General features: G+C 71.7%; 13 protein-coding genes. 7 read left to right on the top strand and 6 right to left on the bottom strand.

Annotated features, from left to right (window positions below):
- The first annotated feature begins 86 nt into the window (after positions 1-86).
- Both argF and SMIR_RS07675 read left to right on the top strand, forming a co-directional pair.
- On the top strand, positions 87-1,121 hold the full coding sequence (gene argF, locus SMIR_RS07680) for an ornithine carbamoyltransferase (RefSeq protein ID WP_168496566.1): 1,035 nt from the start codon (positions 87-89) through the stop codon (positions 1,119-1,121).
- Positions 1,122-1,233: 112 nt separating this feature from the next.
- Positions 1,234-2,703 carry an amino acid permease gene (locus SMIR_RS07675; protein WP_168496568.1) on the top strand — a complete coding sequence of 490 codons (1,470 nt, stop codon included), beginning with the start codon at positions 1,234-1,236 and terminating at the stop codon, positions 2,701-2,703.
- Here the strand turns inward: SMIR_RS07675 and SMIR_RS07670 are convergent.
- The gene (locus tag SMIR_RS07670) at positions 2,663-3,115 is read right to left on the bottom strand and encodes an ATP-binding protein (protein WP_168496570.1); all 453 of its coding nucleotides are present in this window, start codon (positions 3,113-3,115) and stop codon (positions 2,663-2,665) included. The genes SMIR_RS07675 and SMIR_RS07670 overlap by 41 nt on opposite strands.
- Positions 3,116-3,460: 345 nt before the next feature.
- Between SMIR_RS07670 and SMIR_RS07665 the strand changes: the two genes are divergently transcribed.
- Complete coding sequence (locus tag SMIR_RS07665) at positions 3,461-4,288, top strand: enoyl-CoA hydratase family protein (protein WP_168496572.1); 828 nt, start codon at positions 3,461-3,463, stop codon at positions 4,286-4,288.
- Positions 4,289-4,314: 26 nt separating this feature from the next.
- Entirely contained in the window at positions 4,315-6,582 is a 2,268-nt protein-coding gene (locus SMIR_RS07660; RefSeq protein WP_168496575.1) for a bifunctional salicylyl-CoA 5-hydroxylase/oxidoreductase, read from the top strand.
- A 28-nt stretch (positions 6,583-6,610) separates the two neighbouring features.
- On the opposite strand, the gene SMIR_RS07655 is transcribed toward SMIR_RS07660, so the two are convergent.
- The 4 genes from SMIR_RS07655 to SMIR_RS07640 all read right to left on the bottom strand — a co-directional run bounded on the left by SMIR_RS07655 (position 6,611) and on the right by SMIR_RS07640 (position 10,223).
- On the bottom strand, positions 6,611-7,243 hold the full coding sequence (locus SMIR_RS07655) for an elongation factor 1-alpha C-terminal domain-related protein (protein WP_248003168.1): 633 nt from the start codon (positions 7,241-7,243) through the stop codon (positions 6,611-6,613).
- On the bottom strand, positions 7,141-7,590 hold the full coding sequence (locus SMIR_RS07650; RefSeq protein WP_248003169.1) for an adenylyl-sulfate kinase: 450 nt from the start codon (positions 7,588-7,590) through the stop codon (positions 7,141-7,143). Before SMIR_RS07650 ends, SMIR_RS07655 begins: the two co-directional genes overlap by 103 nt.
- A 113-nt stretch (positions 7,591-7,703) precedes the next feature.
- Complete coding sequence (locus SMIR_RS07645) at positions 7,704-8,525, bottom strand: PaaX family transcriptional regulator (protein WP_168496577.1); 822 nt, start codon at positions 8,523-8,525, stop codon at positions 7,704-7,706.
- A 15-nt stretch (positions 8,526-8,540) separates the two neighbouring features.
- Positions 8,541-10,223 carry an AMP-binding protein gene (locus SMIR_RS07640; RefSeq protein WP_168496579.1) on the bottom strand — a complete coding sequence of 561 codons (1,683 nt, stop codon included), beginning with the start codon at positions 10,221-10,223 and terminating at the stop codon, positions 8,541-8,543.
- Positions 10,224-10,399: 176 nt separating this feature from the next.
- On the opposite strand from SMIR_RS07640, the gene SMIR_RS07635 reads away from it, so the two are divergent.
- Complete coding sequence (locus tag SMIR_RS07635) at positions 10,400-11,653, top strand: acyl-CoA dehydrogenase family protein (RefSeq protein ID WP_168496581.1); 1,254 nt, start codon at positions 10,400-10,402, stop codon at positions 11,651-11,653.
- A 22-nt stretch (positions 11,654-11,675) separates the two neighbouring features.
- Positions 11,676-12,074, top strand: a complete 399-nt coding sequence (locus tag SMIR_RS07630) for a RidA family protein (RefSeq protein WP_168496584.1) — start codon at positions 11,676-11,678, stop codon at positions 12,072-12,074.
- A gap of 10 nt (positions 12,075-12,084) precedes the next feature.
- Here the strand turns inward: SMIR_RS07630 and SMIR_RS07625 are convergent, their stop codons facing one another.
- Positions 12,085-12,279 carry a DUF5999 family protein gene (locus SMIR_RS07625; protein WP_095852133.1) on the bottom strand — a complete coding sequence of 65 codons (195 nt, stop codon included), beginning with the start codon at positions 12,277-12,279 and terminating at the stop codon, positions 12,085-12,087.
- 305 nt (positions 12,280-12,584) lie between these two features.
- Between SMIR_RS07625 and SMIR_RS07620 the strand changes: the two genes are divergently transcribed.
- On the top strand, positions 12,585-13,031 hold the full coding sequence (locus SMIR_RS07620; protein WP_168496585.1) for a DUF6299 family protein: 447 nt from the start codon (positions 12,585-12,587) through the stop codon (positions 13,029-13,031).
- Positions 13,032-13,120 lie beyond the last annotated feature (89 nt).

The following is a 13,120-nucleotide window of genomic DNA, read 5'->3' as shown; positions in this document are numbered from 1 at the left end:
GAAGTGACGTATAGAAATGTGAAGGATCGTATAGACTTCCAATCGTTCCCTTGTTCGCGCCGTCCCCGTACCTCTGGAGCGCCCCCATGGCGACAGTCCCGACCGCCCTCGCCGGACGCCACTTCCTCAAGGAGCTGGACTTCACCGAGGAGGAGTTCCGCGGCCTGATCGAGCTGGCCGCCGAGCTCAAGGCGGCCAAGAAGGCCGGGGCCGAGACGCAGTACCTGCGGGGCAGGAACATCGCGCTGATCTTCGAGAAGACCTCGACCCGAACACGCTGCGCGTTCGAGGTCGCCGCCGCGGACCAGGGCGCCTCGACGACGTATCTGGACCCGTCCGGTTCGCAGATAGGCCACAAGGAGTCCGTGAAGGACACCGCGCGTGTGCTCGGCCGGATGTTCGACGCGATCGAGTACCGGGGTGACAGCCAGGCCTCCGTCGAGGAGCTGGCCGCGTACGCCTCAGTGCCCGTCTACAACGGTCTGACCGACGACTGGCACCCCACCCAGATGCTCGCCGACGTGCTCACCATGACCGAGCACTGCGACAAGCCGCTCGGTGAGATCGCCTTCGCCTACCTGGGTGACGCCCGTTTCAACATGGGCAACTCCTACCTGGTCACCGGCGCGCTCCTCGGCATGGACGTCCGGATCGTCGCCCCGCAGGCCTACTGGCCCGCCGAGGAGATCGTCGCCGAGGCCCGCAAGCTCGCCGAGAGCAACGGAGGGCGTATCACCCTCACCGAGCACCTCGGCGAGGGCGTCCACGGCGCCGACTTCGTCGCCACCGACGTCTGGGTCTCGATGGGCGAGCCCAAGGAGGTGTGGGACGAACGCATCGCGGCGCTGTCCCCGTATGCCGTGACCATGGACGTGCTGCGCGCCACCGGCAACCCGGACGTGAAGTTCCTGCACTGCCTGCCGGCCTTCCACGACCTGGGCACCAAGGTCGGCCGCGAGATCCACGAGACCCACGGCCTCGACTCGCTGGAGGTCACCGACGAGGTGTTCGAGTCGGCGCACTCGGTCGTCTTCGACGAGGCCGAGAACCGGCTGCACACCATCAAGGCGATCATGGTCGCCACCCTGGGCCGACCTGGAATCCCCGAGGTCCTGGCCTGACGGAGGTCCCCGCAGGCCTTATCCTGACCGGCGGTCCGGAGCCACCCCTTCCGCGACCACCGCGCGACCGACCCCGTCGCACCCCGCACCACCGGAAATGAGCACCACCCGCATGTCCGCTCCACGCATCAAGTCCCCCCAGCTGCTGATGGCCGAATCAGGCGCCGACCGCGAAGGCCATGGCCTCAAGCGGACCATGGGCCTCTTCCAGCTCATCTGCTTCGGCGTCGGCGCGATCGTCGGCACCGGAATCTTCGTCGGACTCTCCGACTCGGTCGCGCAGGCCGGACCCGCCGTGGTCGTGTCGTTCATCCTCGCGGCGATCACCTGCGTCTTCACCGCGTTCTCCTTCGCCGAACTCGGCGGCGCGATCCCGGTCTCCGGATCCTCGTACTCCTTCGCCTACGCGGGACTGGGCGAGGGCACGGCCTTCCTCGTCGGCTGGTGTCTGCTCCTGGAGTACGGCGTCTCCGTGTCGGCCGTGGCGGTCGGCTGGAGCCAGTACGTCAACGAACTGCTGCACAGCCTCACGGGCGTGCAGCTGCCCGCCGCGCTCTCGGCCGGTCCGTCCGACGGCGGGATCGTCAACCTTCCCGCGGTCATCGTGATCGCGCTGGCCTCGGTCCTGCTGATCCGCGGGGTGCGCGAGAGCGCGCGGGCGACCGCGGCCATGGCCGTGCTGAAGCTCGTCGTGCTCGTCGCCTTCTGCGCGATCGGGTTCAGCGCCTTCAAGCACGGCAACCTCACGCCGTTCTCCCCGGCCGGGCTCGGCGGGATCGGCGCGGGCACCACGGCGGCCTTCTTCTCGTACATCGGTTTCGACGCGATCACCACGGCCGGCGAGGAGGCCAAGGACCCCCGCCGCAACATCCCGATCGCCATTCTGGTCTGCATCGGTCTGGTCACCCTGCTGTACTGCGCGGTGGCTCTCGCGGCGATCGGCGCCGTCGGCGGCGACGCGGTCGCCGGGCGGCCCGCCGCGCTGTCGTACGTCGTCAACGTGGTCACCGGCTCCACGGTCGGCGCCGGGGTCGTCGCATTCGGAGCGGTCGTCGCCATCGCCTCGGTCGTGCTCGCGGTGATGTACGGACAGACCCGCATCCTCATGTCCATGTCCCGCGACGGGCTCGTGCCGCGCGTCTTCGAGAAGATCTCGCCGAGGACCTCGACACCGGTCGCGGGAACCCTGATCGTCGCGATCGTCTTCGCCGTCCCGGCGGCCTTCGCCCCGCTGGACGCCGTCGTCAACCTGACGACGATCGGCACGCTCGCCACCATGGCCGCCGTCAATGTCGCGGTGATCGCGCTGCGGCGCCGGGAACCCGGTCTTGCCAGGACGTTCCGGGTGCCGCTCTACCCCGTGGTGCCGCTGCTCGGCATCGGCTTCTGTCTGTATCTGATGTACGAGACGGGCTGGACGACCTGGATCCAGTTCGTGTGCTTCCTGGCGGCCGGCTTCCTCGTGTACGTGCTCTACGGGCGCCGCAACTCCCGGCTGGCCGCGGCCGGGGCCGCTCCCGGGGCCGTTCCCGGCGCCGGGGTCACGCCGGACGCCGCTGAGCGGGCACCACAGGCAGTCTGAACCAGACCGCCTTGCCGGAGCCGGTGGGCCGGTGACCGCAGGAGGAGCTGAGGGTGCGGATCAGGAGGAGGCCGCGCCCGTGCTCCTGCCAGGGGTCGGGCTCACCGGGCGGCTCCGGGACCGTGAGGTTGCCGGGCGGCGCCGGGTCCGTGTCGTGCACCTCGACCTGGCAGCCGGTCGGCATCAGCTCCACGACCAGCTCTATGGGACCGTCCCCCGAGGTGTGCTCCACGGCGTTGGCGACCAGCTCCGCGGTGAGCAGTTCCGCGGTGTCGCTGTCGGCCGCGTGCTTCAGCTCGGCCAGCGCCGTGCGGACCAGGGCACGGGCGACCGGCACGGCCGCGGAGGTGTGCGGCAGCGCGATGCGCCAGGAGGCGGGGGCGGGGGTGTCGTGCAAGGTGGGTCCGTTCATGGAGCAGGCTGTCCTGCTTTCAATGTGAGGAATGGTACGGCGCGGCCGGACGGAGGCGTCAGGCGGGCGCTTTCCAGGACATTCGGTGGGCGCCCTCCCAGGACGTTCGGCTCGGCATGAGGCCCCGTACCCGGCTCAACGCCCCGTCTCCCGCGAGGTGCTCCCGCCGTTACGGGGTTATCGAGAACCCGTGACTCGGTGACGGGAAACGGTCACTTCACGACCGGGTTATTGCGTGGTCGTGACGACAGTCACAGATTGGTGATAACTTCGTGGAGTAACGACGACCGCTGTCCAGCGCCCTGGGGCGCGGACCGCCGCCCCCGTCCGAGGAGGCCGCCCGTCATGAGTCCCTTCACCGGCTCCGCCGCCCGCACCTCCGACTGGCAGCACCTGAGGTGCGAGGTCACCGACGGGGTCGCCACGGTCACCCTGGCCCGCCCCGAGAAACTCAACGCCCTCACCTTCGGCGCCTACGCCGACCTGCGTGATCTGCTCGCCGAGCTCTCCCGTGAGCGGTCGGTGCGGGCGCTGGTGCTGGCGGGGGAGGGGCGCGGTTTCTGCTCCGGCGGCGACGTCGACGAGATCATCGGCGCGACCCTGTCCATGGACACCGCCCAGCTCCTCGACTTCAACCGGATGACCGGGCAGGTCGTGCGGGCCGTACGGGAATGCCCGTTCCCGGTGATCGCGGCGGTGCACGGGGTCGCGGCGGGCGCCGGAGCCGTTCTCGCCCTGGCCGCCGACTTCCGGGTGGCCGACCCGAGCGCCCGGTTCGCCTTCCTCTTCACCCGCGTCGGACTGTCCGGCGGCGACATGGGCGCCGCCTATCTGCTGCCCAGGGTCGTCGGGCTCGGCCACGCGACCCGGCTGCTGATGCTCGGCGAACCGGTGCGCGCGCCCGAGGCCGAGCGGATCGGCCTGATCAGTGAGCTGGCCGACGAGGGCAGCGCGGACGAGGCCGCCCAGCGGCTGGCCCGCCGCCTGGCCGAGGGCCCGGCCCTCGCGTACGCCCAGACCAAGGCCCTGCTCACCGCCGAACTGGACATGCCCCTCGCCGCCTCCGTCGAGCTCGACGCCTCGACCCAGGCCCTTCTGATGACCGGCGAGGACTACGCCGAGTTCCATGCGGCGTTCACGGAGAAGCGCGCGCCGAAGTGGCGGGGGCGATAGCCGTGGCGACGCGGACGTGCGCGTCTGTGCGTGTCGCAGTCATCGGCGGCGGCCCCGGCGGGCTGTACGCCGCCGCGCTCCTCAAGCGCCTCGACCCGGGCCGCGAGGTCACCGTCTGGGAGCGCAACGCCCCCGACGACACCTTCGGCTTCGGTGTCGTGCTCTCCGACGAGACGCTCGGCGGGATCGAGCACGCCGACCCGGTCGTGTACGCGGCGCTCCAGGACGAGTTCGTGCGCTGGGACGACATCGACATCGTGCACCGGGGCGTGCGCAGCACCTCCGGAGGCCACGGCTTCGCGGCGCTCGGCCGGCGCCGACTCCTGGAGATCCTGCACGAGCGCTGCCGCTCGCTCGGCGTCGAGCTGCGCTTCCGGGCCGAGGCCCCGCCGGTCGCCGAGCTGATGACGGCGTACGACCTGGTCATCGCCGCCGACGGGGTGCACAGCCCGACCCGGGCGGCATACGCGCAGGTGTTCGGACCGTCGGTCGAGGAGCACCGGTGCCGTTACATCTGGCTCGCCGCCGACTTCGCCTTCGACTCCTTCCGCTTCGAGATCGCCGAGACCGAACACGGCGTGATGCAGCTGCACGGCTACCCGTACGCGGCCGACGCCTCCACCGTCATCGTCGAGATGCGCGAAGAGGTGTGGCGGGCGGCCGGTTTCGCGGACCTCGACGAGCAGGAGTCCGTCGAGGCCTGCGGCAAGATCTTCACCGACGCGCTCGGCGGGCGGCAGCTGCGGTCCAACAAGTCGATGTGGACCACCTTCCGCACGGTGGTCAACGACCGCTGGTCCCACGGCAATCTGGTCCTCCTCGGCGACGCCGCGCACACCGCCCACTTCTCCATCGGCTCCGGCACCAAGCTCGCCGTCGAGGACGCGCTCGCGCTGGCCGCCTGCCTGGAGGAGCGGCCCACTCTCGACGAGGCACTCGCCGCGTACGAGGAGGAGCGGCGCCCTGTCGTCGCGTCCACCCAGCGGGCCGCGAGGGCCAGCCTGGAGTGGTTCGAGAACCTGGGGCTGTATCTCCACCAGCCCGCCCGCCAGTTCGCGTTCAACCTCCTCACCCGCAGCCGCCGCGTCACGCACGACAACCTGCGGCTGCGCGACGCGCTCTTCACGGCGGCGGTCGAGCGCGAGTTCGGCTGCCCGCCCGGCACACCGCCGATGTTCACCCCGTTCCGGCTGCGCGGTCTGACCCTGCGCAACCGGGTCGTGGTCTCACCGATGGACATGTACGCGGCCGTGGACGGCGTCCCCGGCGACTTCCACCTCGTCCACCTGGGCGGACGGGCGCTCGGCGGCGCCGGCCTGGTGATGACCGAGATGGTGTGCGTGAGCGCCGAGGGCCGCATCACCCCCGGCTGCACGGGCCTCTACTCACACCGGCAGGCCGAGTCCTGGCGGCGGATCATTCGCTTCGTGCACGCCCAGGCACCCGGCACCGCGATCGGCGTCCAGCTCGGCCACTCCGGCCGCAAGGGTTCCACGAAGCTGATGTGGGAGGGCATCGACGAGCCCCTGGAGGAGGGCAACTGGCCGCTCGTGGCCGCCTCCCCCATCCCGTACGGACCGCGCAGCCAGACCCCCCGGCAGCTGTCCCGCGCCCAGCTCACCGACATCCGTGAGCAGTTCGCCGCAGCCGCATGGCGTGCCGCCCGCTGCGGCTTCGACCTCCTCGAACTGCACTGCGCCCACGGCTACCTGCTCTCCGGCTTCCTCTCACCGCTCACCAACCGGCGCACCGACGCCTACGGCGGCTCGCTGGAACGCAGACTGCGCTTCCCGCTGGAGGTGTTCGACGCCGTACGGGCCGTGTGGCCGGAGGAGCGGCCCATGACCGTCCGTATCTCCGCGACCGACTGGGCCGAGGGCGGCAACACCGGGGACGAGGGCGTGGCGATCGCCCGGGCCTTCGCGGCGCACGGCGCCGACGCGGTCGATGTGTCGACCGGGCAGGTGGTCGCCGACGAACAGCCCGAGTACGGCCGCTCGTACCAGACCCCGTTCGCCGACCGGATCCGCCACGAGACCGGCCTCCCCGTGATCGCCGTCGGCGCGATCTCCTCCTGGGACGACGTCAACTCCCTGATCCTGGCCGGGCGTACGGACCTGTGCGCACTCGCCCGGCCGCATCTCTACGACCCGCACTGGACGTTGCACGCGGCGGCCGAGCAGGGGTACGAGGGTCCGGGCGTCACCTGGCCCAAGCCCTACCGCGCGGGCAGCCGCCGCCCGCAGACCGGACGCACCGACGCCCCCAAGCCCCGGCTTTCACTGGGTACTTGAGGGCGGCCGAAGGGCGGCCCTTGACGTCCTAGGCGTCCTGGGCGGAGAGGTCGGCCATGCCCGCCGTCAGTGTCGAGCCGTCCGCCGGGTCGACGAGGAGGAACGCGCCGGTGCGGCGTACGTCCGCGTAGTCGTCGAGCGCGAGCGGCCCGGCGGTGCGCAGGGTGATCCGGCCGAGGTCGTTCGCGGTCAACTCGCCCGCCCCGCCGAGGTCCTTGACGATCGCCTTCACGGTCCGCGTCGTGTGCTTGACCAGCACCCGGTCGCCGACCCTGAGCGCCCGGTCGGCCAGGTGGCAGACGGCCGCCCGGACGTCCTGTGTGAGTGCGGGCGCGTCCGGTCCGGCGGTGATCATGTCGCCGCGTGAGACATCGCGCTGGTCGGCCAGGCGCAGGGTCAGCGACTGCGGCGCGTACGCGAGGCCGGCGTCCCTGCCGAGCACGTCGATGCCGACGATCTCGGAGGTCTCACCGGAGGGGTGGACGGTGACCCGGTCCCCGACCCGCAGTGTCCCGGACACCAACTGGCCGGCGTAGTGGCGCACTTCGCCGTGCCGGATCACGTACTGGACCGGGAGGCGCGCCGGAGCGGACATGGGCTCGGCACCCACCGGCACGGTCTCCAGGAACTCCAGGAGCGCCGGACCCTCGTACCAGTCCATGTGCGCCGAACGCTCCACCACGTTGTCACCGGCGAGCGCCGAGACCGGGATCGCGCGTCGCGGCTGTCGGCGTACGGGGCGATGACGGGCACCACGGCGAGGACGCCGTTGCGCGCGAGCACCTCGGCGACCAGGCCGATGCGCTGCACGTTGGTGTTGCGGTCCTCGCGCGAGAAGCCGAGACCCGCGGAGAGGAACCGGCGGATCTCGTCGCCGTCGAGGACCTCCACCCGGTGCCCCTCCGTCTTCAGGCGGGTACCGAGTATCCGGGCGATGGTCGTCTTGCCCGCGCTCGGCAGGCCCGTGAGCCAGACGGTGGCTCCCTGAGCCCTTGCCGTGGTGGTCATACGTGCGGTCCTCTTCCTGTCCTGGCGTGCGGCTCCCGACGCTAGGTAAGAAACATGAGAAGAGGGACGGAAGAGGCTGAGGGTTCCCTTAGCGCCTCATGATGTAACCGAGGTCACATGTCAGTGGGTTCGGTGAAGCTCGCCCCCGTGTCCCGCAGCCGCTCGTGCAGCGCCCGGAACACGGCGGCCGAGCGGGCGCCCGGCCAGTCCTCGGGCAGCAGCGCGGCGGGCAGCCCCGGGTCGGCGTACGGGAGGTGGCGCCAGGTGTCCAGGGCGAGCAGATAGTCGCGGTACGCCTCCTCGGGCGGGGTGTCCGCGCGCCGCCGCCAGTCGTGCAGCACGGCCGCGTGCTGGTCGAGGAAGGCCTCGTGCTGCTTGGCGATCGCCGCCAGGTCCCACCAGCGCGCGACGGCGTCCGCCGTCGCCGCGAAGCCGAGGTGCTCCCCGCGGAACAGCTCCACGTAAGGGTCGAGCCGCAGCCGCGCCAGAGTGTGCCGGGTCTCCTCGTAGAGTCGCGCGGGGGCGAGCCAGACGCCGGGGGCCGCCGTCCCGAAGCCGAGACCGGCGAGGCGTGAGCGCAGTACGTGCCGCTTCTGCCGCTCGGACTCCGGCACGGAGAAGACGGCGAGCACCCAGCCCTCGTCCTCGGGGGGCGCCGTCGCGTACACCCGCCGGTCGCCGTCCTGCAGGAGTTGGCATGCGTCCGGCGACAGCGCGTACCCCGCGCCGCCCGCCGCCGTACGGGCCGGTTCGAGCAGTCCGCGGCGCTTGAGCCGGGACACCGACGAGCGTACGGAGGGCGCGTCGACGCCGACCGCGGCGAGGAGCCGGATCAACTCGGCCACCGGCACGGGGCCGGGCATGAAACGGCCGTACGCGCCGTAGAACGTGACGATGAGGGACCGGGGGGCGTGCTGCTCTGACACGTTGATCACTCTAGTGCGCGAAGATCACTTGGGGCCGCCGCCGGTGGACAACTCACCCTCCGGCGCGGGCGACGACGGGGTCTCCCCGCTCGCCGACGGAGCGTCCGTACGCAGCCGGAAGCGTTGCAGCTTTCCCGTCGCCGTGCGCGGCAGGGAGTCCAGGAAGACGAACTCGCGGGGGCACTTGTACGGCGCCAGCTCGGACTTGAGGAAGGCGCGCAGCGCCTCGGCGTCCTTGCGCGCCCCCTCCCTGAGGACCGTGTACGCCACCACGACCTGCCCGCGTGCCTCGTCCGACCGCCCCACGACGGCCGTCTCGACCACGTCCGGATGGCGCAGCAGGGCGTCCTCGACCTCGGGCCCGGCGATGTTGTACCCCGCCGAGACGATCATGTCGTCGGCGCGGGCGACGTAGCGGAAGTAGCCGTCGGGGTCGCGCACATAGGTGTCGCCGGTGATGTTCCAGCCGCCGCGCACGTACTCCCGCTGCCGGGGGTCGGCGAGATAGCGGCAGCCGACCGGGCCGCGCACCGCGAGTAGTCCGGGCTCGCCGTCCGGCACCGGCGCACCCTCGGCGTCGACCACCCGCGCCTGCCACCCCGGTACGGGGACGCCCGTCGTCCCGGGGCGGATGTGCTCGTCGGCCGCGGAGATGAAGATGTGCAGCAGCTCGGTGGCGCCGATGCCGTTGATGATGCGCAGCCCGGTGCGGCTGTGCCAGTCCCGCCAGGTCGCGGCGGGCAGGTTCTCGCCCGCGGACACACAGCGCCGCAGCGAGGTCGTGTCGTGCTCGTCCAGGTCCGCCAGCATCGCCCGGTAGGCGGTCGGCGCGGTGAACAGCACCGAGACGCGGTGCTCGGTGATCGCGGGCAACAGCTGCTTGGGGCCCGCCTGTTCGAGCAGCAGGGAGCAGGCGCCGGCGCGCATCGGGAAGACCACGAGGCCGCCGAGCCCGAACGTGAAGCCCAGCGGGGGACTGCCGGTGAAGACGTCGTCCTCGCGCGGCCGCAGCACATGCTTCGAGAAGGTGTCCGCTATGGCCAGCACATCGCGGTGGAAGTGCACACAGCCCTTGGGGCGTCCGGTGGTGCCGGAGGTGAACGCGATCAGCGCGACGTCGTCGGCGGCCGTGTCGACCGCGGTGAACGGCTCGTCCGGGGCGCCCGTGATGCGCAGCAGCAGGTCGTCGGGCGCGTCCCCGCCGTACGTCGTGATCCGCAGCCCCGGGATCTCCGCCTTCGCCAGGTCGTCGACCGACCGTACGTCGCACAGCGCGTGTGTGACGTGGGCGATTGCGCACATGGTGGTCAGCTCGTGCGGGCGCTGCTGGGCGAGCACCGTGACGGCGACCGCGCCCGCCTTCAGGACCGCCAGCCAGCATGCGGCGAGCCAGGGTGTGGTGGGCCCGCGCAGCAGCACCCGGTTGCCGGGCACGACGCCCAGTTCGGTGGTCAGGACGTGGGCGATCCGGTCCACCCGGGCGAGGAGGTGCCCGTACGTCCACAGGTCGCCGGACGGCGTGCGGAAGGCGGGGCGCTGCGGTGGCTTGCCGCCGAGGAGTTCGGCGGCGCAGTTCAGCCGTCCGGGGTAGTGCAGCTCGGGCAGGTCGAAGCGGAGTTCGGGCCACTGCTCGGGGGGCGGGAGGTGGTCGCGGGCGAAGGTGTCGACGTGGGCCGAGGTCGTCGGCTCCAGGGTGTCGCCGTCCATGGAGGTTCGCCCCCTTGTCGTGGTGGGCTCGCAGCGCTCAGCTCGCAGCTCGTGGCTCTCAGTGCTCAGCTCTCAGTGCTCTCGGCTCGCACAAGGAGCGTATCGTGTTGGTGACGACAGTCAACGTCCCGCGATAACGTTGGGTCCGCAGTCCGACGGCGGAGAGGGAACCGGCAATGACCGCATTCTCGCTCGATCCGGCACAGACCGCCTGGTGTGCCGAGCTGCGCGCGCTGGCCGAGGAGCGGTTGCGTCCGCTGGCGGAGAAGGGCGAGCCCGGTCACGTCAACCGTGCCCTCGTCGCCGAGTTGGGCCGGCTCGGGCTGATCGACCGGCTGTTCACCTCGGGTGCGCTCGATCTGTGCCTGATGCGGGAGTCTTTGGCGCACGGCTGCACCGAGGCCGAGACGGCGCTCGCCCTGCAGGGCCTCGGTGCGCATCCGGTGCACGCGTACGGCACCCGGGCGCAGCGCGAGCGCTGGCTGCCCCGGGTCGCGGACGGCAGCGCGGTGGCCGCGTTCGCGCTCAGCGAGCTGGGCGCGGGCTCGGACGCGGCGGCGCTGGCGCTCCGCGCGGATCGGGAAGCCCCACGGGCGTCCGGTTCCTCCTCGGCGCCCCGGGGAGCCTCGCCCGCGGCCCGTGAAGCCTCATCCGCAGCCTCTGGAGCCGCGCCCGCGGACCCCGGTTCCCCGCCCGTGGCCGAGCGCGACGGCCGGGGGCGCTGGCGGCTCAGCGGGGAGAAGTGCTGGATCTCCAACGCGCCCGAGGCCGATTTCTACACCGTCTTCGCGCGGACCACCCCGGGCGCCGGAGCCCGTGGCGTCACCGCCTTCCTGGTGCCCGCCGACCGGCCGGGCCTCACCGGTACCCCGCTCGACATGCTCTCCCCGCACCCCATCGGCGCCCTCGCCTTCGACGCCGTACCGGTGACGGCGGACGACGTGCTCGGTGAGCCCGACCGCGGTTTCCGGGTCGCGATGCACACCCTCAACCTCTTCCGCCCGAGCGTGGGCGCCTTCGCGGTCGGCATGGCGGGGGCGGCCCTCGCGGCGACGCTCACGCACACGGCCGGGCGGGAGGCGTTCGGCGGCAGGCTGAAGGATCTGCAGACGGTGGCCCACCAGGTCGCCGAGATGGCGCTGCGTACGGAGGCGGCCCGCCTGATGGTCTACGCGGCGGCGGCGGCGTACGACGAAGGGGCCCCGGACGTGCCCCGGCGCGCGGCGATGGCGAAGCTGCTGGCGACCGAGACGGCCCAGTACGTGGTCGACGCGGCGGTCCAGCTGCACGGCGCCCGTGCCCTGTGCCGCGGCCATCTCCTCGAACACCTCTACCGGGAGGTCCGCGCGCCCCGTATCTACGAAGGCGCCAGCGAGGTCCAGCGGGCGGTCATCGCCAAGGAGCTGTACGCGTCGGTGGAGGCCCCGTGAGCGTCGAGAGCCTGGAGGTTCCGTGAGCACCGAGCGCGTCAACCCGTCCGAGCTCTCCCCGCCCACCGGCTTCTCGCACGCCGTCGTCGCCACCGGTACCCGCGTGGTCTTCCTGGCGGGCCAGACCGCGCTGGACACGGACGGGAAGGTGGTCGGCGAGACCCTCCCGGAGCAGTTCGAGAAGGCGCTGACCAATCTGCTGACCGCGCTGCGGGCCGCGGGGGGAACCCCGGCCGACCTCGCGCGGGTCACAGTCTACGCCACCGATGTCGCGGACTACCGTGTGCGAGCCCCCGAACTCGGCCGCGTCTGGCGGCGGTTGGCGGGGCGCGACTATCCCGCGATGGCCGTGGTCGGGGCCGCCCGTCTCTGGGACGAACGGGCCCTGGTCGAACTGGACGGCTTCGCGGTGCTGCCGTAGGGAACGACGGTCAGGCGGCGACGGCCAGCCGCTCGGCGAACACCCGGTGCGGAGCGACCACGCTGCCGTCGGGGAGCAGTTCACCGCTGTCGTCGAAGACGATCGCGCCGTTGCACAGCAGGCTCCAGCCCTGCTCGGGGTGGGCCGACACGATGTGCGGAGCGTTGGAGTCCGCGGACGGGCACAGAGTTTGGTGGGAACACATGACGCACCTCCACGTCGGATGCGATGAGTGTCGACGGCGCTGTCGCCGCCTCGCATACGTAAGACCATGCTCCCGTGGCGAACTCATCGGAACCGCCGGTCGAGAAGCGTGACAACACGCGGACAACTCTCGAACGTTCCCATGACGCACGGACTCGACCCACGACGGACTCGACCCACGACGGACTCGACCCACGACGGACCGGACCCGCCGGGTACCGGACTCGCCACCAAAGGGGTGAGGATCACTGCTTCGGGCCCGTGCGCCCGGTACCTGTGGAGCCCCCACGTTCCAGGAGGTACCTCATGCCCTTGCGCCAGGTCATCGGCGCGGCCACCGGCGCCGCGTTCCTGCTGCTGGCCACCCCGTCCGCCGTCGCCGTGTCCGTCGGCGCCCTGTCGGCGCCGTCCGAGACGGTGACCGTCAACTCGACCGGTCATCTCGCGGCCGACGGAACCGTCACTCTCTCCGGCACCTACCGCTGTCTGAGCGGTACGGGGCCGGTGCTCGTCTCCTCGTCGGTCTCGCAGGGCGACTCCCGGATCCGTTACGGCATCGGCGGCACCGCGGCGGTCTGCGACGGCGCGGAGCACCGCTGGACCAACTCGGAGAAGCGCACATCCGGCACCCTCGCGCCGGGCGCCGCCCATGTGGAGGCCACCCTGGTGGAACTGAGCCCGGCCCTGGGCGGTCTGCCGCTGCCGCTGTTCCATGCGTCGCAGCAGCAGGACATCACCCTCATGGAGGGCTGAAGCCGGCACACGGGCGGGAGGGGACGGCACACGGCGGGCTCGCCGGAGGGCGACGCGAAGTCGTCCCCCGGCGAAACCTTCACGCTCCA

The sequence above is a fragment of the Streptomyces mirabilis genome (genome assembly GCF_018310535.1).
Classification (GTDB): Bacteria; Actinomycetota; Actinomycetes; order Streptomycetales; family Streptomycetaceae; genus Streptomyces.
This window is presented reverse-complemented; position numbering and strand designations above follow the sequence as displayed.

What these genes read in the sequence shown, in the direction of transcription:
- SMIR_RS07640 (WP_168496579.1), bottom strand. Translation starts at nt 10,223, where the DNA reads ATGGACGGCGACACCCTGGAGCCGACGACCTCGGCCCACGTCGACACC.
- SMIR_RS07620 (WP_168496585.1), top strand. Translation starts at nt 12,585, where the DNA reads ATGCCCTTGCGCCAGGTCATCGGCGCGGCCACCGGCGCCGCGTTCCTG.
- SMIR_RS07650 (WP_248003169.1), bottom strand. Translation starts at nt 7,590, where the DNA reads ATGACCACCACGGCAAGGGCTCAGGGAGCCACCGTCTGGCTCACGGGC.
- SMIR_RS07665 (WP_168496572.1), top strand. Translation starts at nt 3,461, where the DNA reads ATGAGTCCCTTCACCGGCTCCGCCGCCCGCACCTCCGACTGGCAGCAC.
- SMIR_RS07655 (WP_248003168.1), bottom strand. Translation starts at nt 7,243, where the DNA reads ATGGACTGGTACGAGGGTCCGGCGCTCCTGGAGTTCCTGGAGACCGTG.
- SMIR_RS07670 (WP_168496570.1), bottom strand. Translation starts at nt 3,115, where the DNA reads ATGAACGGACCCACCTTGCACGACACCCCCGCCCCCGCCTCCTGGCGC.
- SMIR_RS07675 (WP_168496568.1), top strand. Translation starts at nt 1,234, where the DNA reads ATGTCCGCTCCACGCATCAAGTCCCCCCAGCTGCTGATGGCCGAATCA.
- SMIR_RS07625 (WP_095852133.1), bottom strand. Translation starts at nt 12,279, where the DNA reads ATGTGTTCCCACCAAACTCTGTGCCCGTCCGCGGACTCCAACGCTCCG.
- argF (WP_168496566.1), top strand. Translation starts at nt 87, where the DNA reads ATGGCGACAGTCCCGACCGCCCTCGCCGGACGCCACTTCCTCAAGGAG.
- SMIR_RS07635 (WP_168496581.1), top strand. Translation starts at nt 10,400, where the DNA reads ATGACCGCATTCTCGCTCGATCCGGCACAGACCGCCTGGTGTGCCGAG.